The sequence below is a fragment of the Endozoicomonas euniceicola genome, from assembly GCF_025562755.1.
Classification (GTDB): domain Bacteria; phylum Pseudomonadota; class Gammaproteobacteria; order Pseudomonadales; family Endozoicomonadaceae; genus Endozoicomonas_A; species Endozoicomonas_A euniceicola.
In genome coordinates this window covers 5956333-5977759 of record NZ_CP103300.1, presented here as the reverse complement: position 1 = coordinate 5977759, position 21427 = coordinate 5956333, and the positions used below count along the sequence as shown (strand labels likewise).

At 45.2% G+C, this 21427-nt stretch carries 17 protein-coding genes; 12 read left to right on the top strand and 5 right to left on the bottom strand.

Features of this window, described 5'->3' with window-relative positions; genetic code table 11:
• Window positions 1–134: 134 nt before the first annotated feature.
• The 7 genes from NX720_RS24300 to NX720_RS24270 are packed head-to-tail and all read left to right on the top strand — an operon-like array spanning window position 135 to window position 10241.
• A complete protein-coding gene (locus tag NX720_RS24300; protein ID WP_262598135.1) occupies window positions 135–1781 on the top strand; it encodes an AAA family ATPase in 1647 nt (548 codons plus the stop codon).
• 15 nt (window positions 1782–1796) lie between these two features.
• Complete coding sequence (locus tag NX720_RS24295) at window positions 1797–5138, top strand: DEAD/DEAH box helicase family protein (protein WP_262598133.1); 3342 nt, start codon at window positions 1797–1799, stop codon at window positions 5136–5138.
• Window positions 5139–5146: 8 nt separating this feature from the next.
• On the top strand, window positions 5147–6703 hold the full coding sequence (locus tag NX720_RS24290) for a hypothetical protein (RefSeq protein WP_262598132.1): 1557 nt from the start codon (window positions 5147–5149) through the stop codon (window positions 6701–6703).
• Window positions 6703–9018: a coiled-coil domain-containing protein gene (locus NX720_RS24285; RefSeq protein WP_262598131.1), complete on the top strand. Its 2316-nt coding sequence runs from the start codon at window positions 6703–6705 to the stop codon at window positions 9016–9018. Before NX720_RS24290 ends, NX720_RS24285 begins: the two co-directional genes overlap by 1 nt.
• Complete coding sequence (locus NX720_RS24280; protein WP_262598129.1) at window positions 9011–9217, top strand: DUF2997 domain-containing protein; 207 nt, start codon at window positions 9011–9013, stop codon at window positions 9215–9217. The genes NX720_RS24285 and NX720_RS24280 overlap by 8 nt, the downstream gene beginning before the upstream one ends.
• Window positions 9214–9681, top strand: coding sequence for a hypothetical protein (locus tag NX720_RS24275; protein WP_262598127.1), 468 nt, complete (start codon window positions 9214–9216; stop codon window positions 9679–9681). The genes NX720_RS24280 and NX720_RS24275 overlap by 4 nt, the downstream gene beginning before the upstream one ends.
• Window positions 9681–10241, top strand: a complete 561-nt coding sequence (locus tag NX720_RS24270; protein ID WP_262598126.1) for a 4Fe-4S single cluster domain-containing protein — start codon at window positions 9681–9683, stop codon at window positions 10239–10241. Before NX720_RS24275 ends, NX720_RS24270 begins: the two co-directional genes overlap by 1 nt.
• Window positions 10242–10890: 649 nt before the next feature.
• Here the strand turns inward: NX720_RS24270 and NX720_RS24265 are convergent.
• Entirely contained in the window at window positions 10891–12345 is a 1455-nt protein-coding gene (locus NX720_RS24265; protein WP_262598124.1) for a transposase, read from the bottom strand.
• A 61-nt stretch (window positions 12346–12406) separates the two neighbouring features.
• On the opposite strand from NX720_RS24265, the gene NX720_RS24260 reads away from it, so the two are divergent.
• Complete coding sequence (locus NX720_RS24260) at window positions 12407–13021, top strand: hypothetical protein (protein WP_262598122.1); 615 nt, start codon at window positions 12407–12409, stop codon at window positions 13019–13021.
• On the opposite strand, the gene istB is transcribed toward NX720_RS24260, so the two are convergent.
• Complete coding sequence (gene istB / locus NX720_RS24255; protein ID WP_262598119.1) at window positions 13013–13768, bottom strand: IS21-like element helper ATPase IstB; 756 nt, start codon at window positions 13766–13768, stop codon at window positions 13013–13015. The two genes, NX720_RS24260 and istB, sit on opposite strands and share 9 nt — an antisense overlap.
• Before the next feature lie 11 nt (window positions 13769–13779).
• Window positions 13780–15315 (bottom strand): IS21 family transposase, encoded by a 1536-nt coding sequence (gene istA, locus NX720_RS24250; protein WP_404831113.1) that lies wholly within the window; start codon window positions 15313–15315, stop codon window positions 13780–13782.
• 217 nt (window positions 15316–15532) lie between these two features.
• Between istA and tnpC the strand changes: the two genes are divergently transcribed.
• Both tnpC and NX720_RS24240 read left to right on the top strand, forming a co-directional pair.
• Window positions 15533–17188: an IS66 family transposase gene (gene tnpC / locus NX720_RS24245; protein WP_262596420.1), complete on the top strand. Its 1656-nt coding sequence runs from the start codon at window positions 15533–15535 to the stop codon at window positions 17186–17188.
• A gap of 234 nt (window positions 17189–17422) precedes the next feature.
• A complete protein-coding gene (locus NX720_RS24240; protein WP_262598115.1) occupies window positions 17423–18160 on the top strand; it encodes an ISL3 family transposase in 738 nt (245 codons plus the stop codon).
• Here NX720_RS24240 and NX720_RS24235 read toward each other — a convergent pair.
• Entirely contained in the window at window positions 18125–18328 is a 204-nt protein-coding gene (locus tag NX720_RS24235) for a hypothetical protein (protein WP_262598113.1), read from the bottom strand. The genes NX720_RS24240 and NX720_RS24235 overlap by 36 nt on opposite strands.
• Before the next feature lie 233 nt (window positions 18329–18561).
• Here NX720_RS24235 and NX720_RS24230 point away from each other — a divergent pair, with 233 nt between their 5' ends.
• Complete coding sequence (locus tag NX720_RS24230; protein WP_262598112.1) at window positions 18562–19428, top strand: tyrosine-type recombinase/integrase; 867 nt, start codon at window positions 18562–18564, stop codon at window positions 19426–19428.
• Here the strand turns inward: NX720_RS24230 and NX720_RS24225 are convergent.
• On the bottom strand, window positions 19425–19694 hold the full coding sequence (locus NX720_RS24225) for a hypothetical protein (RefSeq protein WP_262598111.1): 270 nt from the start codon (window positions 19692–19694) through the stop codon (window positions 19425–19427). The genes NX720_RS24230 and NX720_RS24225 overlap by 4 nt on opposite strands.
• A 172-nt stretch (window positions 19695–19866) precedes the next feature.
• Between NX720_RS24225 and NX720_RS24220 the strand changes: the two genes are divergently transcribed.
• The gene (locus tag NX720_RS24220; protein WP_262598109.1) at window positions 19867–21420 is read left to right on the top strand and encodes a transposase; all 1554 of its coding nucleotides are present in this window, start codon (window positions 19867–19869) and stop codon (window positions 21418–21420) included.
• Window positions 21421–21427 lie beyond the last annotated feature (7 nt).

Genomic DNA, 21427 nt, shown 5'->3' with positions numbered 1-21427 from the left:
GTACACATAAATCAAGCGGTGTACTTTTTCCAAGAGTAGGCAGGTAACGTTTGACTGTGTGCTATGGCATTTATGCTTATACCATGGTGAAATATGGCACGCATGTAACAAGTGGAATTATAAGGACTGTAGTAATGTCGGAGTTGTTCAGCGACAGCGTCACAACGAACATAAGGGCAGGAGCGCCGATTATTCAAATTATCGGACACGATACATTAAGAATTCATGCAGTATGCCTTGAGGCTGCACAGGAAACAAACAGAACCCTTTACATCTGGAACCGATGCCGAGGGATACGAGAATTTCAAGGGACTTCCGAGCAACTTATAAAGGAAAATATCAATCAGTTACCAGAGCTTTTAGATTGGTATCTCTCTGAATCTTTCGAACCTGATGACTTCTCTGATGCACCAGATGCAGAGCAATCTAACAGCATACTCTTGATTGAAGATATCCATGCAGAGCTTGAACAGGCAGACCCGTCACTCATCTCCCAACTCAGAAGCTACGCCCTCCAAAAGAGCCGTCTGGAACTGACTGACCAGGCAATTATTTTATCTCAGCCTGTTTCGTGCTTGCCCGTTGAATTGCAGAAAGATACTCAGGTGTTATCTATGCCCCTGCCAGACCGGGAGGAGATTAAAACCCTTATAGAGGCAACCAAAGAGCACTATGGCATCGATGATAGGGATTTTGATGAAAGTGCGAGACTTATTGATGCCGCTTTGGGACTGTCTACTTCAGAAGCTCAGCTTGCATTTGCCAAGGTAGCTGTAGCCAAAGGGCGTCTCACAGAGGCAGAAGTTGATCTTGTTGTTTCTGAGAAAGAGCAGGTTATCAGGAAGTCTGGACTGCTTGAGTATTTTCATCCTCAGTTTGCTCTTGAAGATGTGGGCGGTCTTCAAAACCTAAAGAGCTGGCTTAACCGTCGCAGTGAGGCGTTTTCTGAAAATGCGAGGAAGTGCGGACTTGAGTACCCCAAAGGAGTTTTAATGCTTGGACTCCCTGGTACTGGTAAAAGCCTCACAGCCAAAGCTGTTTCCAGCAGTTGGCAACTACCCCTCTTACGGCTTGACATGGGTAAAGTGTTCGGAGGCATTGTTGGCCAATCTGAAGAAAATATCCGAAATGCACTGCAAGTAGCAGAAACGATTTCCCCCTGTATTCTCTGGGTGGATGAAATAGAAAAAGCTTTATCCGGAATGCAAAGTTCTGGAAGTACGGATGGGGGAACTACTTCACGGGTACTCGGTACTTTCCTGACGTGGATGCAGGAAAAAACCAGCCCGGTTTTTGTTCTTGCAACAGCCAACCACATTGAAATGTTGCCTCCTGAACTTCTCCGAAAAGGGCGTGTTGATGAAATTTTCTTTGTTGATTTACCGACTTGTGAGGAGCGTAAGGATATTTTAAGTATCCATTTGCGTAGAAGGGATCGTGGTGATGCTCTATCCGATGATAATTTGAATAGGCTGGCTTCTATAAGCAAAGGTTTCACTGGTGCTGAGCTTGAAGAGGCTGTGAAGGAAGCCATGTTCATGGCTTTCAGTGATGACCGGCCATTACAGTGGACTGATATTGAGCGAGCTATTCAGTCTACCTCACCATTATCCGTGACTATGCAGGAAACGATCCTGGATACTCGCGAATGGATAAAAGGGAGGGCTGTTCCAGCAAGTGCTGTTAAGCCAGATCCACTGCCAGAGGCTAAAGACAAATCTGATGTGCGCCCCAGATTAATTCAGGAAGGTAAAAATCCTTTTGTGAAAAATAATAAATAATTCGGAGGAGTTGCTGTGCTTAATTGCTACCTGACTGCACTAGATGCATCCTCCGAACACTGGGCAGAGGAAGTTGACAAGTCTTTTGAACCGTTCAGGCGGTATCTTAAAAATGCTGAGGAAGCTTTACGAAAAAAAGAAGTGACCTGTGAGTGGGAGAGGCTTCCTGTTCCGGGTGTACTTCAGCTTTGTCAGCCTTTATATCAGGTTCATCCAACAACCCGTATAGAGCTTATTCCTGAGAATGAAGGATGGTATGAAGTAACTGGCAGTCCCGACGGGGTGGATCTGATCAAAGAATTTGAACCTGACTTTGAAGAACTAGTCACTGTTGGTCGGGGCGCTGATCGTCAGAAAATCAAAGTATCAGAGCAACAATATAACCATACTGGCGATCAAATCCTGCTGAAGTTGAATGCTAGCGCTATAGTGAATCGCATTGTCTGGTGTGGCGATATCCTGGATATTAAACCACTTACTCAGGAGTTAACGGACAATCTGGAGCTAACGCAAGAACTTACGACCTATCAGGCCAAAAGAGAAAGTGAAAATTGCTATCGTATTCAGGGTGTTATAGATGCTTCTCTGCCACTTTTTTTTCAACAGCAGGACGTGAAGTTTCGTGTGCTTTCGGAACCCTCCCTTCCAGACAATATTATAAGACATGGCTCTGACCTATTCATGGTGGGAGAAAAAAAGGAACATTCAAGTGTTCAATTCAGAAAGGTGACTGACAAGGCTTTTCTTAAAGATTGCTTTGTCTCAGATCTCTGTACAGAAGACGGTTACCAGTTACCAGACGAATGGTACTTAGATGAACAGAATAGACTGGTTACTGGAGATGATCCGCTACCTGATTTTTTGACTCATCGCCACTATCCAGGCCTGAGAATTTCAGTAAGGAGTATCAGTGACTCTGAACCTTGGATACAGCTGATTGGTCTGGATCATGGTGAAGAGACTGCCAGCCAGGATCCGCTGGAATATTTTTTTGATGATCAGATTGATATTTATGATCCTGCAATTAAAGGCAAAAACACTCAATTTTACTGTGTGAAAAATGCGCGGCCAGACGAAAGGCAAATTATTCTGGGGCGAGGAAAAGATAAGAAAAAGGCAGCTCCCCTCTACCCGAAAGGAAAGCAGCTTAAAGTCAGAGTTAATACATTGGCTCTGAAACGTCAGAAAGACGCGATCACCCGGCTAAAAATGACACCTGCTCGTGAACACAAACCTCTCCTTGACTTGATCCGAAATCGAGATTCATACAACTGGCCATTGTTCAACCCTGTTTCTGAGAAGGAAATAGACTGGTCAGTTTTAACCAATATGGATTTTGATGGGTGTGACAGGCAACGTGAGTTTGTTTGTAAAGCACTCGCAACTCCCGACTTCGCTATCCTTGATGGACCTCCTGGAACGGGAAAGACGACCACCATACTTGAGCTGATAGTTCAGTTGATCAAACAGGGTAAGAGAGTCCTGCTTACAGCATCGACCCATGCTGCTATCAATAATGTTCTTGAACGAATCGACGAACTGGATTGCAAGCAAGGTATTTATCCGCTTCGTATTGGTGATGAAAATCGGGCAACAGGTGTTGAGCATCATCAGTATGACAGAGTTCTGGATTCATTCTCGGAGAATCTTGGTCATCTGGACTGTAAAAGGCTATTAGTGGACTCCTCAAATCTGGTGTGTGGCACGACCATGGGGATATTACGGCTACTTGGTGACACAAAGTTTGATTTTGAGCGGGGAATACCTCCTTTCGACGTCATGATCATCGATGAATGCAGTAAAACCACTTTTGCAGAGTTTCTGGTTCCAGCACGCTATGCCAAGAGTTGGATACTGGTAGGTGACGTCAAGCAACTTTCACCTTTTACCGAGAGGGATCAAATCACGGCCAACCTGAAACACTTGGTTCTCAGGCCTGCTTTTAATAAACAAAAAGAGCAGATTCTTTCTGCTGAGTTACAAAGAGCCTGCTTTTTACTGAATGAATTAAAAACATATCAAAAAGGCCGTTGGGGATACCACGAAAGAATAATAGTACCAGTGAGCAGTGGTGAGCTAAGGGCAATAGCTGCTGAAATTGAAGCGAGGCATTCAGAACGGGATGGGCATATTTACAGCGACATAGGTCTGGTTGGCCACGCTGTTGGTGCTATCAATGAGAAGAGTTTGAGAAGTAGCCCCTGGAATGTATATCAATACAACCTGATTTTTTGTGAAGAGAGGCTATTGAGCGACTACAGAGATTACTTGCCTGCTGACTCTATAGTCTTTGGTGAGAACTGGTGCAACTCAGCTCATGCTTATCGGCATTTTGCCCGGCATGATGGAGAGCATAATTTCAAAATCAAGCGTTCCGATATAATGCGCTACTCTCATGAAATTCATGAGCAGTGGTGTGATCATGAGCAGAAAAGCAGTTGGGCTGACGAAGTTGTCTGGCGCCTGGAGCGTGAATACTGGCTTAGATTTCTGACACCAGGCAAAAGAACCAGAAGGCGAGGTAATAAAAATAATAAGGCGAAAGCCATGAAAGACCAGCTCGAAAGATTGATGCCTCGATCAATATCTGCCACAGGTCGTGTGTACCAGTTGCGAAACATGGCTTTTCCATCAATTCTGGAAGCACTTTCTGGTTCAGGAACGCTGAAAACAAGAGCCGAAAATCCGAACACTTTGAATCAAGGATTTAACTTCAAAGAAAAGCAGTGCCGTCATACGACACTAACCTACCAGCATCGGATGCACCCTGACATATCGTGCTTTCCCCGTGAACAGTTTTATTCGGATCACAGTGGCACTCAATCGCTCTTGGACGGACGATTCACTGAATCAGATCGGTTCTGGGAATGGCGACGGTATCCAAAGCGGGCGGTTTGGGCCGATGTTGAAGGCAAAGTATACAAAAACAGTAATGTTGCCGAGGTGAATACCATTTTGAGCGGCCTTAAAGATTTTTGCTCTTGGGCAAATCAACAAGGCGTGGTAGGTGACCATAGTGTTGCAATCCTGACTTTCTATCGAAAGCAAGAGAGTCTGTTGCGTAGCAAGTTGCAGGATCTGACCAGAGAAAAAAGACATGCCAGATTTACCTACAAAGGGGTAAACATAAAGCTCAATACAGTTGATTTTTTTCAGGGGCAAGAGGCTGATTTGGTATACCTGTCCATGGTTAATACAAACAGAGATGGCTTTTTAGACAGCCCGAACAGGCTCAATGTATCTCTCACACGAGCCCGGTACCAGTTGGTTGTGGTAGGGAAAAAAGATTACTTTGCCAATAACTCCCCTTCCGCAGAACTCAGTTCTTTGGCACGGTCGTTAATGCCTGCCCTTTAGGAGTAATCATGGAGATTATATTGAACAGGCAGGTAAAGGTCGACTGCAAGAAAGTTCTTGCGACTGTTGATGTCGAACAGCCTCGCCCAGACTTACAGAAAATTTTGGTGGCAGCGTCGGAACAGGGTTTATCAACCTTTCCTGATAGGTTGATTAGTTATCTTGAAAAAGAAAACTTGATCGAGGGGGAACAGTTAACCGAGCAGGCTCATCACACTAAACAGACTGGCATGTTTAGCACGAAAGAGAGGGGAATATACCATATATGGTACTTTCATGATCAGTACCTTGGAATACACCCCATAGCTATGCTGCGATGGGAGCCTCCTCGTAACCGGAGTTACCATGAACAGATCAAGTCTTATGGCTGGCCTTCAGTCCATAGAAGGGGTATTCCGAAAGAACTGCATTGCAACAGCACTAACGTGTATCTTATAGATCATGATGGTTCGGTAGATAAGAGGCTTATTTCTAACCTGAAAATAGAAGTGCTTGATGATAAATATCGCACTAATAGTCCATCAATAGAAACACAACTTCGGTACACGTTGGGAAGAAATAAAAGTGCTCAGGCAGCAATTCAGATTCAGGGGAATCTCTCATGCCATGTGGCGGGTAAGGAAAGGCATTTCTCGGTTTCCCGTAAAGATATCATTGAAGCCAAGCCTGAATTTCTTCACGATGTTGCTGGGAAATTAGAATTCGCTTGGGAGCCTGAGTTTAAGCGTATGCGGTGTGATGTGTCAGATAAAGCTATAGTCCGAAGTGAGTTTTTGATTAGAAAACGACCTGTCAATGAAATTGATACATGCTATGGCCATTTTTTTGGTGGTGAACTGATAAATCTTCCCGTGATGCCAAAAAATCCTGCAACTGCAAATTTATGGCACGAGGCATGGCTGAATGATACCTACAGAGAGGATTATCTTTCACCTGACGAAAGTCGATACTTACAACGCTGCTGGATTAACCATCCGGCAGTAAAACCGTACAACCTTTCATTGAAGGAGGGGTTGTCTTTACTTCAAGTTCTGAATCGTCAACAGAACCCTCAAGGTTTTTGGCACGCTTCCGCAGGTCATTATCTTATTCCATCAGCGAGCCATGTACAGCAACCGCGCTGTCGCTGGGCTGAAGGGGATAAACTCTCAGTTGAAACGCTTGTAAGACATCTTGTGTCTGGAGTAGTGGTCACTGGATTGATTTATTCGGATCGGTATTACCAAAGCAGAAAAAACGAGCGAAACTTATCAGCCATTGCCCAGAGCTGCAGTTGTGATGGGGGGGTGATATTTTCCGTCAATAAAAAAGCTAAACTTCCCAGTCAAAAATGGGCTCTCAGGACAATGGAGAAGCGTCCCGAGAACCATGATCGTTACTGGATATTCCTGACTACAGGCGAACCAGTAATATGGACATGTACAAGCAGTCTGGACTTTATTGACTTCGGGGAAGAGGAGCCAGAAGTCAGGGGGACGCCAACGTTTACAAGACTTCGTAATGATGAGTTGCCTTCTTACCTGACTGAGATGCTGAGTGAACCATTAAGTAAGGAGTATGTTTGATGATTGCGCCACTGGAACGTACCTTCTCGGTCAGTTATCGGGATGAGCGATTGAAAAATGTATTCGTTTTTAACTCGGCTGAGAAAGATGCGACTGGTTCATATAGGGATGACTACTTCCAAGCAGGAGAAAGCTCTGAGCTATTGGATGAGCTGGCTACCTGTCAGGTAGAGGATAGTTTATTTATTGCTGCTGACATTATCCGCGATACAGATGCAATCAGGTATATTGGTAATCTTGCTGATAACAATGTGCAGGTTTTTCTCTTTTTGACTGAGTGTGAAGAAAACAATCTTGCAATTGATGCGCTGTCTGGCCGGTGTTGCATCCGTACAGGTAGTCAGCAACACGGCATGATACTTATTGGGGACTATCACTCAAAATCAGCATGGAGCAGGGTGTGCTCTTCCGGGTTTGTTGAAAAAGGCTACCAGTACAGCCTTGCGCTGGAAACTGACCAGATTGATGAGTATTACCGACTTTTCTGTCACCTTTTCTGGTTTGAAGCTAATAACGAATATCTAGAATCCGGGCGAAGACAGCCGGCCAGTAAAGCGCCTGTCGAGACCATTGACCTGCTTCACCGCAATATTTTATCTGGCCCTCTCACTCATAGCCTGCATACTGCACTTGAACATCCGGCAAAGCTATTTACTAATGGTGGATATGATCAAAATATTGTATGGCAAGAATTTGATCATACAGAACTGAATTTGCAAGAAAGCGAACTTCTCTTAGCTTTTAATGCCATCGAACAAGGACAGTTGCAGCGGGTAATAGAGCGATATGGTGATATACATTTACTTTCCCGTGATGACTTGCCTCAGGTGTTAATTTCTGAAGAAGAGGCCTGGTTATTGCCTCTGCGCTACAGTAAAACTGATGTTATCTGGGCAGTAAAGTTATCTGAAAATCAGCGCCGTTCCGTCGATGATTACCACCTTGAACTCTTGGCCAATGGTTATTGGAGGCTGAAAAAAGAAATTGCTGTTGATGATATTACCAGCCCTATTCGATATGTAGACAATATTGATGAAGAACTGCAGTGCAAAGAGCTCTTAAGTATCACGCTTGAGGATTTTGAATGCAGATCTTTTGCTGAGTTTGAGTCTGATAATGCCCAGGAGCTGACGAAAGATCAGTCTGTTTTTAATCGTTCCAGACTGGCTAGGGAAATTGAGTATCAGGTAGTGATTCATCCTCCTTACTTACCTGGGCAGGCTGAAAGAGATGCGTTGGTACTCGCTTGGGAGAGAATTCAGAAACGTTGGGATAATGAGGTTTGCGACCTGAATGTTCAGGTTGCTCGTATGGAGGCTGAGCAAAGCAAAATTAAGGACAATCTGCTTGGCTATATGAAACAATTTTTCCTCGGAAGGGATCGAGAAAGATCACAACTGAAAAAAGAAATAGATCACCTCGAATCGATATGCCTTTCTGAATTATCCCCTTCGTACAGGAAGGAAAATGTTGCCCTTTTGAATCAGCTCCGGAGCAAGCTAGTTGAAAGTGCCTTATCCCTTGCGAATGAGACTGACAAAGCACAGCAGTTAGAACATTGGGAGCAAGAAAAACTGAAAATTGACACCCGGCTGGAGCAGTGTGATCAGAAAAGAGCCAAGATTCAGCAAGACATGGAGGCGTTTCTCTACACCCGAAATGAGAAGAAAGCCGCCGCTGAACATGTTTTTCTTGAGAGTTGGAAAGAGTTGTTTGATAAATATTTCACTGCGATTAACTCTAATGAAATAGCTCGAGACTCGAAAAGAGACGATATTGAGATCTGGATTTCCAATAATAGCCGGCAGTTGAATAAGGTTTTAAAAAAGCAGAGTAAAACTACTTCAGGTGACCTCGTAAAAGAGGCGAGCAAATCGAGTAAAAAGCAGCAACGTAAGGAACAGGAACAAGCAAAAAAACGGCTTGAGCAAATTCCAAGAGCCTATAAAGTAACTATAAGCAACCTTGCCGAAAGAGAGCAGAAACTGCAACAAGGACTCGATCAGGTTAGTAAAGAGCAGGAACGGTTGGGAGAAGAGCTATCGACCCATCAGCAGTCTCGCAATTCAATCAAAGGAAAGGCAAAAGAGAGTTTTCTTTCAAAGCTTCTGTCCAAAGGAAAAAGAGAAGCTGATGTTGCTTTTTCTATTGATTTTCCTGAAGAGGATTTGCCTGATATAGGTCAGCTCTACATGTCAAAGGGTAAGCGCTATCTCGCGATTGCACCAGATGATGATTCAGAGTTGGCGAAGCGCACAGCTATGCGATTAAGGGCATCTTTGGTTCTTAAAAAAGGGGAAGCTGCGAATGGCTGAACAAAAAATTATTCTTGTTATAGATGAAGAAGGGGCGGTCAGTGCCAAAACCTTTGGCTTTGAGGGAGAAACCTGCCTTGAAGCGCTTGATGAAATTCTTGATGAGACCCCGGTTACTTCAATCAAAACCACCGATGAGTATCTTAAGAAAGTAAAAGTGAACAAGACGAATACAATCAAGCAGGGAAGAGATAAATGAGTGCAGTTGTCAGAACTCTTACCCCGTTTACTGAACAAGATGTTCTTTATGGGGCTCTTGTGAGGCTTGGGGTTAAAGTAACCGTTAAGGGGCAAAACTTGCTTACTAACCGATCAGATTATCGGGGGCAGCAGTCTTTTTTATGGGATGGAAAAGCGTATCGGTTTACTTATGACTCCGATGAACACTGGTCTGGCCGAGTCATAAGCCGATCTTTGAACAAGCAATACACTCCAGTTAGTCAGTTTCTGAAATCTCTGGAACTTGTCTATAAATCAGAGTACGAAAGTAAGCTTGAGCGTATTGCTGAGGAGGAGAGGCAAAGGTTGGAGCAGGAACGTATAGCCAGGGTTGAAGCAACGAAATTAGCAGCAATCAAGAAAGCTGAAGCTCAGGGATACAGGGTAAAAGAACAGAGAAAAAATGGAAAAATTCAACTTGTTCTAACCAGAACGGTGTATTGATGTTTGGCACATGTCTGAATATTGCTCATATACAACCATCGAGCCAGATATATGGACCTGGAGATCGGTTTGTTATCTGGCTCCAAGGATGCACGTTAGCTTGCAAGGGATGCTGGAACACTGCGATGTGGCCGCATAAGGCTAATCAGCTCATTGAAAGGGAAGAACTGATCAAAGAAATCATTGCAGAACGCGATATTGCCGGGATAACCCTGCTGGGAGGTGAACCTCTCCAACAGACCAATAATCTCTATTGGCTGTTAGAGTCTCTTTCTGAGAGTTCTCTTGATGTAATGCTTTATACAGGCTACGAGCTCACTGAGCTAGCCAGTATGCCTGTTGCTCAACAAGTATTAGCCCACGTAGATATTTTAGTTGCTGGTCGTTACCGAGAAGAATTGCGAAATCCATCGTTGCTCTGGCGCGGGTCAACAAACCAGAAAATTCATTTTCTTAGCCCAAAATATGACCGAACTATTATAAAAGAGTGTAATCAAGTTGAGATTCATATTGATGAGTTTGGTGGGCTAGTTGAGCTAGGGTATCCAGAAGAGTGTTAAAAATGAAATTATATGTAGATCAGGTCAGTACAGTAGGCGATGCTGCGTGCATGAAAATTATTTTTCAAGGCATAGCTCCTAGATTTTCACGTAACGCACGTTTTCAAATTGATGGCTACTATGAATATGTTTTTTTGCTTGAACTCTGAGACTCTGCAAGGAAAATGTATTCCGGTGAGACTCCGAATATAAGACTGCATAGATTTAGATGCTCCATTTTGGCAGTCAAAATCTGTAGAAGAATTCGATATATGGCACAAAAACTGGCACTAATTAAAGCCAAGCCCAGAGCTGGTGGCGGTTCGATTCCGGCTCCGGGCACCAATCAGAAAGGCTATCGTTAATTCGATAGCCTTTTTTTTCGCCTGTTTCAGGGCTTCAGCCCTTGGCCTACCTGCCTTCTCGATAAAAACTCCAACGTTCAGAATTTTTATTCCTCACTATTTTTCACCTCTTTTCACTGTGTTTTCGTTCAAAAATTACCACTCTTCCACCACTCGATTTACCACTAAAATCTCATCTGTACACTTACTGTCAGAGGGCGTTCAGAGATGGCGACTTTTGAACCTAAATTCAGCAGTTGAACGCCACTGAGCCATGCCATTAGGAATAGCTTCTCACGGTTCTGAGCAGCGTTTTTTTTAAGTCATTAGCCCGATCGAATTAATGGTTGCATCGTAATAACCTGCCCTTTTTTCAAAAATTTTGAGACCGCTTTCGTTAAAATACGACACCATGCGTTAATTGGATTCAACTGCGGTGCGATACTTTTGATTGAATCAAAAAAATCACACAGTTCACTTTGTAATTTCGCAATTTTATACATCCATCGATGCTGGCTTGTCAGCTTTATTTTCTTTTGGTTGCCAGAGTGGGTCAGCTTGCCAATTGAACTCATTAATAAGGGACGGCTGGTAATTGATTCTTTATGGGAGTCCGGATTACTCAATCGAACGTATAGCGTCCACCAGTTGTAAACCAAGGCAACCATTCGGGCCAGCATTCGACATCTTGCCATATCTTTTGTTACATAACCGCCCCAGCCCCATTGGTTTTTGATTTCATCAAAGTTATTTTCACAGTCAGCCCTATTGCGATAATGATTAATGATCGAGACTATATCATTATCAAGAGATGTGACCAGAACCGAATACTCGTAAGCTTTTATATTTTCTGGCTCTTCTATTAATGCTAACGTTTGTTGACGTTCTTTTATTCCTTTTTCCAACATCGGTATTTCATTTTCAGGACGCCGTCTTCGAACAATAATTATGCGTCTTTCTTTTTTCCAACCTGACAGTTTAATTACGGATTCTTTTCCCTCCCAATGGTTGTCGTATTTTACCCATCCTCCGCTACAGTGCGCATTCCCTATGGCTTTCTTAACGTTGTCGTGCTTCTTCATTTTAAAAAGATAATGACAACCAGCATCTTCCAATTCGCTCATTACCCGGTCACTTCCCCAATCACAATCACCACGAACAAATTCAGGCCAGCAGCGTTTTGGAAGTCGATTTAATAGCTCCATTAAACCGGGTAAAGAGTATTTACTTTGACTTTGATTTCCGGGTCTGACTTCAACTTCCAGTATTAATTTAAGATTAGCCATCATATATGAGTGGTAAGTATGAGAGGGTCTCCCTTTCTTATGTGGGTTATAGCCATTAACCGCTCCTTCCTGATGCCCATAAATGGTTTTCACGGTAACATCAACATCCATAATCCATGGAATGGTTAATAACGGATCAAAACAGAGATGGAGGTGTTTTTGCATCCATTCAACGCCTTCATCTTCGTCAATCTTCTTTAAACCACGCCTGGCAGAATCATCGCTGACAATTTTTTTCATCCCGAGCAACTGAGCGTTTACTTTATCACCAATAATTGTTCCGATATGCGCATAGCGTTTATGTCCTGAAAGAATGGAAAGCATTAATGAGCCAATCACATCCACTTTTTGAGGGGCGTTTGGGCTTTTATAAGTTAGTGGGCAATCGTTAATCCAGGGTTCAAATCGGTGACCTGTTTTTAAAAACTGTATAAAAAAAGGGCTCTTCAGGGATAACTGTGGGTAGAAATGAACAAATTTTTGAGGTAGATGCACCAGTGGCTGACTTTTGATAGCTTTTTGTTGAAGGACAAAAAAACAACAAAAGGCAGCACTGATGCTGATTAAAACTATCCTCAATAAAGTCCATAAACTCAAGTCATTTGTTTATCAGGATGTAAAACCCGGCGTCTATCAAGGTTCAGAAGTATTTAATGTGACAGTGGTTCCTCGAAAGAACAGTCATGCCGTTTGCTCAGGCTGCTTGAAGCCAGCACCAGGCTACGATTCTCTTGCTGAACGCCGTTTTGAGTTCGTCCCTCTCTGGGGAATTAGAGTTTTTCTGCTCTACACAATGCGCAGGGTTCAATGCAAGACGTGTGGCGTAAAGGTTGAACAGGTTCCATGGGGTGATGGCAAGAAAGAACTTACCAAAGTCTACATGCAGTTTCTGGCAAGCTGGGCCAGAAAGCTCTCCTGGAAAGAGGTTGCCTGCACTTTCAATACATCATGGGAGAAGGTCTTTCATGCTGTTGAGTATGTGGTTGAATGGGGCAAGGCGCATCGTTCGCTCGACAATATCAAGGCCATAGGTGTCGACGAGGTGGCGTATCAAATAGGCCATAAGTACCTGACTGTCGTTTTGCGTATTCTGGTCAAAATGAACGGTGATTCTGGAAAGCGTGAACACCTCCGCTTTCCTAAACATTGCCCACCTCTATTTTTAGCCTGAGTGTTCACGCTCTTCCAGTTTTGCCCTGATTTTTCTCATAGACTCTCCCTTGAGTTTCAGCCGGTGGGCGTTATGTGTCAGTCGATCCAGAATCGCGTCTGCCAAAGTCGCATCACCGATACTGTCATGCCATTTCGACACCGGAAGCTGGCTGGTCACTATGGTGGAGCTCTGGTTGTGGCGGTCATCCATGATCTCCAGCAAGTCATTGCGCTGGCTCTGGGTCAGTGGTTCCAGACCCCAGTCATCCAGTATCAGCAGGTCGACTTTTGCCAGCTGTTTAAGTTGCTTGGTGTAACTGCCGTCACCATGGCCAATGGTCATCGCTTCCAGCAGCCTGGAAGTCCGGAAGTACCGTACGCTGTAGCCTTTCAGGCAGGCCCCATGCCCAAAGGCACAGCCCAGCCAGCTTTTACCCGTGCCGCAGGGACCGGTAATTAACAGGTTTTGTTTTCGGTTCAGCCAGTCGCAAGTGACCAGTGTCGCCATCTGTGCTTTCGTAATGCCTCTGGGCTGCTCATAATCAATATCCTCCAGCGTGGCAGCCAGTTTGAACCGGGCTGCCCTGAGCAGGCGAGCCAGCCGTTTGTTGCTGCGGTCGGCGTCCTCCTGATCAATAAGCAATGCCAGTCGTTCTTCAAAGCCAAGCTCCTCATAAGTGCCGGGCTGTTCCCGCTGCAGATTGAGGGCGTCGGCCATACCGTTCAGTCGCAGGCCACGCAGGCGTGCCAGGGTTTGATTGGTCATGGTGGTGCTCCTTAGTGGTAAAAGCCTGAGCCACGAATATTCTCATGGCTGATGGTCACACGCTCAGCGCTACTGTCCTGCGCTGGCTCCAGGGGCACTTTATCCAGACCCGACTGGAGTATGGAGCGAACACTGGCGACCCGGTGGCCACCGGTTTTAATGGCCCGGCCGCAGGCGGCATTAAGGCGGTCTGCCCCGTAGTCCCGCTCAAGATTGAGCAGGCCAAGGCAGGCGCGATAGGCCTGTTCGGGATGCTGCTTACTGTCGAGCAGTTTTTGGGTAAACCGCTGCACTTCAGGCCCAAGGTCTTTGGCCCAGCTCAACAGACGACCTGGTGTCCACTGCTGTTGCTTGCGGTGCCGTTCGGGCATGTGCTCTGGTTTGGTGGTGAAGCCACCCACCTCCTGCCATTTCCGTGGATGACTGGTGACAGGTTTTCCCTTGTAGAATACCTGCACTGTTTGCTGCGTGACGCGTAGCTCAACCTGTTCCCGAACCAGCTGGTGTGGAACCGAGTAATAATGACTGGCGTACTGCACGTGATAATCGATGTTGACCCGGGCTATCTTGAACTCAATATGCTCAAATGGCTGTACGGGCAGCGGCATCAACGCCGGTTTGTCCAGCTGCTCAAACAGGCTGCGACGACAGCCCGGCTGTTGCTTGAACGGCCGGTTATTCAGATCCTCAAGCAGCTGTTTTATCGCCTGGTTCAATTCAGATAACGAGAAGAATGTCGTATGACGCAGGCGCATTAAAATCCAGCGCTCCACCAGTTGCACACCGACTTCTGCCTTGGCCTTGTCCTTTGGCTTGTAAGGACGGGCGGGCATGACAGAGCAGCCGAAGTGTTCAGCCATGTGCAGGTAGCTGCGGTTGATGTCCGGATCATAGCGGCAGGCCTTGGTGACAGCACTTTTCAGGTTGTCCGGAACCAGCATCTGCGGAACGCCACCGAAGTAACTGAAGGCACGAATCTGGGAGCCGAGGAAGTTCACAATCGATTGTGTCCACGAGGCCTCGGCATAGGTGTAACTGGAAGCGCCCAGAACCGCGACAAAAATCTGTGCAGGTGCGGTATCGCCGGTGTTTCGGTCAACGATGGTGACTGTGAGACCTGCATAGTCTACGAACATTTTCTCGCCACCCCGGTGCAGCTGCCGCATGGAGCGTTTCTGCTTTTTGCACCATTCGCGATACAGGTGGCAGAACTGAGGATAGCTGTAGTGATTATGAGGGTAGGCCTCACAATACTCTTCCCAGGTCAGCTGCTTGGTCATACTCTTGCGTTTGAGTTCATTATGAATCTCAATCCAGTCAGGGCTAACCAGCCCCTGCTGGCTACGGCTGGCTGTATCAGGCGACAACTGGTTGATTAATGCAGTGTCGTCCATGTCGGCGGGGAGAGGCCATTTAAGGCCGGACCGTTCGAACAGGCTCAGGTATTTGGTGACTGCCCCGGTGCTGACCCGAATACTGGCAGATATCTGCCGAATGCTCAGTTGACAGCTGAAACGAAGACGCAGGATTTCTCTGATTTTGCGCATTGATAATCTCACTTCTTTAGCCATGGCCATCTCTCCGGGTTTTAGTGGAATAAGGGAGAGCGGCACAATTTGAATGAAATCAATGCTTAAGAGAGGGATTTTTAGCCTTTTAGTAAGCATTCGGTGAACCCATCTGAAGCATGACTATTTGACCATGTTCAACTATATTTCCTGAATGCTTTCTTCAGTTCTTTCCACTACCACTGAAGCTGATATCGTGAAAACACCTTTTGCTTATGCGCGAGTAACGCTAAGCAAAATGGAGTACATAGAGCTCAAAGCGCAAGCGAATCAGTGGCACAGCCAATGGCTGCGCGCCCGTCAACGGGAGCGGGAGGCGCTTGCCCAAATTGCACAGATTAAGGTCAAACATCAAGAAGAAATCAGTGCTTTTCAGGTGCAAATTGACCAACTAAAAAACCAATTAGCGCAAATGCAGCATTTGGTGTTCGGACGCTCTACAGAAAAGACATCAAAAAAATCAGGCAATCAGCAAGAAGGTTCGGGCTCCGGGCAGAAATCTGACCGCAAGAAAGGACAGCAAAAAGGCTCAAAAGGACATGGTCGAAAGAACGTCACTACCTTGCCCGTGATTCCTGAAGACCTCGTGATACCTGATGATGAGCAACATTGCACTCATTGTGGTCTTCCTTTTAGTCCATTCCCCGGCACGGAAGATAGCGATGTTATCGAAGTAGAAGTTCAGGCTCATGTCCGTCGTTACCGCCGACATCGCTACCAGAAAACCTGTCAGTGTTCACAAACCCCGGGGATTATTACAGCGCCTGAACCGGCGAAACTCATTCGTAAAGGCAAACTGGGCGTCTCTGTATGGGTCGAAATCCTGCTGCACAAATACGCTTTCGGCATTCCCATTAACCGACAGCTGCAAGATTTTCGGATGCGTGGACTTGATCTCTCTCAGGGCACCGTGACAGGCGGGCTACAAACCATTAAACCGCTGTTTGAGCCCATAGTAGAGTCTATCAGGGAGCGCGTTATAGCGGGTCAGCAGTGGCATGCCGATGAAACTCGCTGGATGGTATGGTCTGATGACCAGGGTGCCAAAAAACACTGGTTATGGGTGTTTATGGTGCAGGAAGCCGTCTATTACAGCGTGGACGACAACCGTTCAGCCCGGGTTCCCAAAGAGCTTCTGGGTAAAAGCAATGGTATTCTGGTTTGTGATCGTTACTGCGCCTATAAAAGTCTCGCCAATGAAAATCCAGATATGTTTTTAGCTTTCTGCTGGAGCCATGTGCGCAGAGATTTTATCAATGCCCAGAAAGGCAATGATGAACTGGAAAAGTGGAGTGCCACTTGGGTAAACCGTATTGGCAAGCTTTACCATTTAAATGACCAGCGTCTGGAACATCAGAGGCAACCTGAACAGTTTTTCAAATACGACAAAGTTCTCAAAGAATATCTCGGCCAGTTAAAAGAGTGGCGGGATAAAGAGCTGGAGCGTCCAAAGCTTAAGGAACGTTGTCAAAAAGTCCTTACCAGCCTGAAGAATCACTGGGAAGGGCTAACTCTGTTTGCGGACTACCCAGAAGTCCCTATGGATAACAATGCTGCTGAGCGATCCCTGAGAAACCCCATTGTCGGGCGCAAGAATTATTACGGTGCAGGCAGTGACTGGAGCGGAGAGTTAATGGCCTGGCTGTTTTCAGTGTTTATGACGCTGAATCTTTGGGGTATAAATCCCTGGGCATGGATGACAAAGTACCTGCAAACCTGTGCAGACAATGGTCGTGTAGCACCTGATGATTTGTCTCAATGGCTGCCTTGGCTAATGACGGATGCACGCCTTAAGGAGCTTAGGAATCACAGCCCGCCTTGTGAAAATGGCTTAGTAACACCCCTTTCCTAAAATCAGACAAGTGCTTCCTGGAATCGTACACAGGAGAGGGGTGTTATGGGTTTACCGAATGCTTACGCCTTTTACAGGATTAATTCTGGTGCTGTGAACAGGTTTTCTGGAAGCGTGAACGCATTTTCTGGAAATAGGCGAAAATTGTTCACGCTTCGTCAGAATCAGTGTTCACGGAAAACCAGAAAACGTGTTCACGCTTCGTCAGAATGAGCGTTCACGGGAGGCCAGAATATGCACGTTTACCAGATTGATCGAAACTGCACACGATTGCTGTGGATTGGCGAAGAGCGTACTGAAGCGACGATTCGCAGCTTTTTCTCATTCTTTGGTACAGAGCGAAGCCAGCAGTTGGAGTATGTCTGCTCTGATATGTGGCAGCCTTACGTGAAGGCGATTGCGGAGTTTGCCTGCCAGGCACTGCATATTCTGGATCGCTTCCATATCGTTGCCATGCTAAACAAAGCCATTGATGAAGTCAGGGCATCAGAGCACAAACAACTTCAGGCAGACGGATATGAACCTGTTCTGAAAAAAACTCGCTGGTGCCTGCTCAAGAGAAAAGAAAATCTGACAGAGAAAGAAGAGATCAAGTTAAACACAGTACTCCAGTACAACCTGAAAAGTGTCAGAGCTTACCTGCTTAAAGAGGAATTTCAGGTGTTCTGGGATTACATTTCACCACATTGGGCAGGAAAATATCTGGATCGTTGGTGTACAAGAGTCATGCGGTCAAAGATAGATCCAATGAAGAAGGTGGTCAAAACTATTCGACGACATAAGCCACTTATTCTGAACTGGTTCAGGGCAAAAAAGGCGTTTTCCAGCGGAATTGTTGAGGGTCTGAATACCAAGATAAAACTCACTACGAGAAAATCGTATGGATTCAGAACCTACAGATGTGCAGAAATCGCCCTATATCATGCGCTTGGCAAACTACCTGAACCAGAAACTGCCCACAGATTTTACTGACGAGGCAAAAAAAGGAAGCTGTCCCATTGGGGTGACCGATGCTTCAGGCTCCCACTCGACATGAATTTTACCGTCGAAAGAATCGACTTCGAGTTTGACGGATAAGGGATCTTTTTCCATTTCAGACAACTCACCCTTTGGGGGAGTGGGTTTTGGTGGTCGAACCATCTTCGAGCCCTCAATATTGTTGAGGGTTAGAGTTTAGCTCAGGGGTTAACCGCTGAATTTAGGTTGAAAAGCGTAAACATGGGTGGCTTGCGAGAGTGCAAAAATTGGGAGTCCGAGAAAGCAAGACTTTTGACCTCAAAAAAGAGGCAATCGCTTGGGCCGAACAGAAGGAAGAAGAAATTGGTGCTATGGGAGACTCAGAGCGAGAAGTTGCCAAAGTTAGAAGGAAGAAGATGACTCTTCGGCAATGTTTTGAACGATACCTCAAAGAAGTGAGTCCCAAGAAAAAAGGCAAGGAGACCGCGCTGCGAGAGGGCAAACGTTTTATGCAGTTCTGCACTAACAGCTCTCACGAACCGCTTGGCAATTTGATGGATAAAAGTATGTCAAAGATCGAACCGCATCATATCGCAGAATGGAAGCTCAATCGGTTGAATCATGTAGCCAACAGCTCTGTTATAAGGGACAAAAACTTTCTCAGCCACGTTTTCAGTACAGCAAAAGAGTGGGGCTATATTGAGGAGACGCCATTCGGAGGGAAGGTTAAGTTTAATGAGGATGACGACAGTGATCGTGAGAGAAGGGTCACTGAGCAGGAAATTGAAGAAATCCTGTTTATTCTGGACGACTGGGATCGGCAAAGAAAGCCAGAAACACCACGAGAGAAAGTTGCCCTGCTATGGTGTCTCTGCCTCGAAACAGGAATGAGGTTGCAGGAGGTGAAATTTCTTGAGGCAGGTGAGCTGGATTTAGCTTCCGGGGTGATTGACCTGCCCAAAGAGAAGGTCAAAGAAAAAAGGAAAAAGTCAGTGGCATTGACGGAGGAAGCAATTCGTTTGATTGAGCTTGGAAAGACGGAAGGAAAATATTGGTTTGACTCCAGTAAATTAAATGTCAGCTCAATTTTCTCTCTGGCCAGCGGGAAGACAACGATAGACGATCTTCAGTTCAGAGATTCCAGGCACGAAGCACTGACTCGCTTGTCTGAAAAGCTGAAACCCTTCGAATTAGCGCGTCAGGCAGGTCATAGGGATATGAACAGGACTTTGAAATATTACCGTAAAACAGCCAGAGAGTATGGGCAGAAGCTTCGGGATTAAAGGACTGCTCGCCTGCGGCCTCTCTTTTTGGGAGGCTGCTCAGCAATGTTCTCAGATTGGATGTAAGCATTTTCAGCCCACAAAATCACATCGCTGTTTAGCCATCGGGGTCTGCTTTTGTGGAGCTGACCGTTGATTTCGATTTCATTATGCCTGGGCGGAGGAAAACCGGGTTGTTTTACAAGGACGTTACGGGTGTAGTTGATGGAATGATCAAGAAACCGGGCGATGCTTTTTATAGACCATAGCTCTGTATCACTATTCATCTTTAAGTACCTTTAACAAAGAGCCGGGTAGCTCATTATTGATAGTGCGGTGAGACGGTGAGGGGAAGGTTTCCGTAATTTTGGTTGCCAAGTATTCTCGTTCGTTGATCCTAAATTCAGCGGTTAACCCCTGAGCTAAACTCTAACCCTCAACAATATTGAGGGCTCGAAGATGGTTCGACCACCAAAACCCACTCCCCCAAAGGGTGAGTTGTCTGAAATGAAAAAAGATCCCTTATCCGTCAAACTCGAAGTCGATTCTTTCGACGGTAAAATTCATGTCGAGTGGGAGCCTGAAGCATCGGTCACCCCAATGGGACAGCTTCCTTTTTTTATACAGTTTTTAAAAACAGGTCACCGATTTGAACCCTGGATTAACGATTGCCCACTAACTTATAAAAGCCCAAACGCCCCTCAAAAAGTGGATGTGATTGGCTCATTAATGCTTTCCATTCTTTCAGGACATAAACGCTATGCGCATATCGGAACAATTATTGGTGATAAAGTAAACGCTCAGTTGCTCGGGATGAAAAAAATTGTCAGCGATGATTCTGCCAGGCGTGGTTTAAAGAAGATTGACGAAGATGAAGGCGTTGAATGGATGCAAAAACACCTCCATCTCTGTTTTGATCCGTTATTAACCATTCCATGGATTATGGATGTTGATGTTACCGTGAAAACCATTTATGGGCATCAGGAAGGAGCGGTTAATGGCTATAACCCACATAAGAAAGGGAGACCCTCTCATACTTACCACTCATATATGATGGCTAATCTTAAATTAATACTGGCGGTTGAAGTCAGACCCGGAAATCAAAGTCAAAGTAAATACTCTTTACCCGGTTTAATGGAGCTATTAAATCGACTTCCAAAACGCTGCTGGCCTGAATTTGTTCGTGGTGATTGTGATTGGGGAAGTGACCGGGTAATGAGCGAATTGGAAGATGCTGGTTGTCATTATCTTTTTAAAATGAAGAAGCACGACAACGTTAAGAAAGCCATAGGGAATGCACACTGTAGCGGAGGATGGGTAAAATACGACAACCATTGGGAGGGAAAAGAATCCGTAATTAAACTGTCAGGTTGGAAAAAAGAAAGACGCATAATTATTGTTCGAAGACGGCGTCCTGAAAATGAAATACCGATGTTGGAAAAAGGAATAAAAGAACGTCAACAAACGTTAGCATTAATAGAAGAGCCAGAAAATATAAAAGCTTACGAGTATTCGGTTCTGGTCACATCTCTTGATAATGATATAGTCTCGATCATTAATCATTATCGCAATAGGGCTGACTGTGAAAATAACTTTGATGAAATCAAAAACCAATGGGGCTGGGGCGGTTATGTAACAAAAGATATGGCAAGATGTCGAATGCTGGCCCGAATGGTTGCCTTGGTTTACAACTGGTGGACGCTATACGTTCGATTGAGTAATCCGGACTCCCATAAAGAATCAATTACCAGCCGTCCCTTATTAATGAGTTCAATTGGCAAGCTGACCCACTCTGGCAACCAAAAGAAAATAAAGCTGACAAGCCAGCATCGATGGATGTATAAAATTGCGAAATTACAAAGTGAACTGTGTGATTTTTTTGATTCAATCAAAAGTATCGCACCGCAGTTGAATCCAATTAACGCATGGTGTCGTATTTTAACGAAAGCGGTCTCAAAATTTTTGAAAAAAGGGCAGGTTATTACGATGCAACCATTAATTCGATCGGGCTAATGACTTA

Bases quoted from the DNA above. Each gene is read 5' to 3' on its own strand.
- NX720_RS24300 (WP_262598135.1), top strand. From the start codon at position 135: ATGTCGGAGTTGTTCAGCGACAGCGTCACAACGAACATAAGGGCAGGA.
- NX720_RS24290 (WP_262598132.1), top strand. From the start codon at position 5,147: ATGGAGATTATATTGAACAGGCAGGTAAAGGTCGACTGCAAGAAAGTT.
- NX720_RS24285 (WP_262598131.1), top strand. From the start codon at position 6,703: ATGATTGCGCCACTGGAACGTACCTTCTCGGTCAGTTATCGGGATGAG.
- NX720_RS24280 (WP_262598129.1), top strand. From the start codon at position 9,011: ATGGCTGAACAAAAAATTATTCTTGTTATAGATGAAGAAGGGGCGGTC.
- NX720_RS24275 (WP_262598127.1), top strand. From the start codon at position 9,214: ATGAGTGCAGTTGTCAGAACTCTTACCCCGTTTACTGAACAAGATGTT.
- NX720_RS24270 (WP_262598126.1), top strand. From the start codon at position 9,681: ATGTTTGGCACATGTCTGAATATTGCTCATATACAACCATCGAGCCAG.
- NX720_RS24260 (WP_262598122.1), top strand. From the start codon at position 12,407: ATGCTGATTAAAACTATCCTCAATAAAGTCCATAAACTCAAGTCATTT.
- istB (WP_262598119.1), bottom strand. From the start codon at position 13,768: ATGACCAATCAAACCCTGGCACGCCTGCGTGGCCTGCGACTGAACGGT.
- istA (WP_404831113.1), bottom strand. From the start codon at position 15,315: ATGCGCAAAATCAGAGAAATCCTGCGTCTTCGTTTCAGCTGTCAACTG.
- NX720_RS24240 (WP_262598115.1), top strand. From the start codon at position 17,423: ATGCACGTTTACCAGATTGATCGAAACTGCACACGATTGCTGTGGATT.
- NX720_RS24235 (WP_262598113.1), bottom strand. From the start codon at position 18,328: ATGGTTCGACCACCAAAACCCACTCCCCCAAAGGGTGAGTTGTCTGAA.
- NX720_RS24230 (WP_262598112.1), top strand. From the start codon at position 18,562: ATGACTCTTCGGCAATGTTTTGAACGATACCTCAAAGAAGTGAGTCCC.
- NX720_RS24225 (WP_262598111.1), bottom strand. From the start codon at position 19,694: ATGAATAGTGATACAGAGCTATGGTCTATAAAAAGCATCGCCCGGTTT.
- NX720_RS24220 (WP_262598109.1), top strand. From the start codon at position 19,867: ATGGTTCGACCACCAAAACCCACTCCCCCAAAGGGTGAGTTGTCTGAA.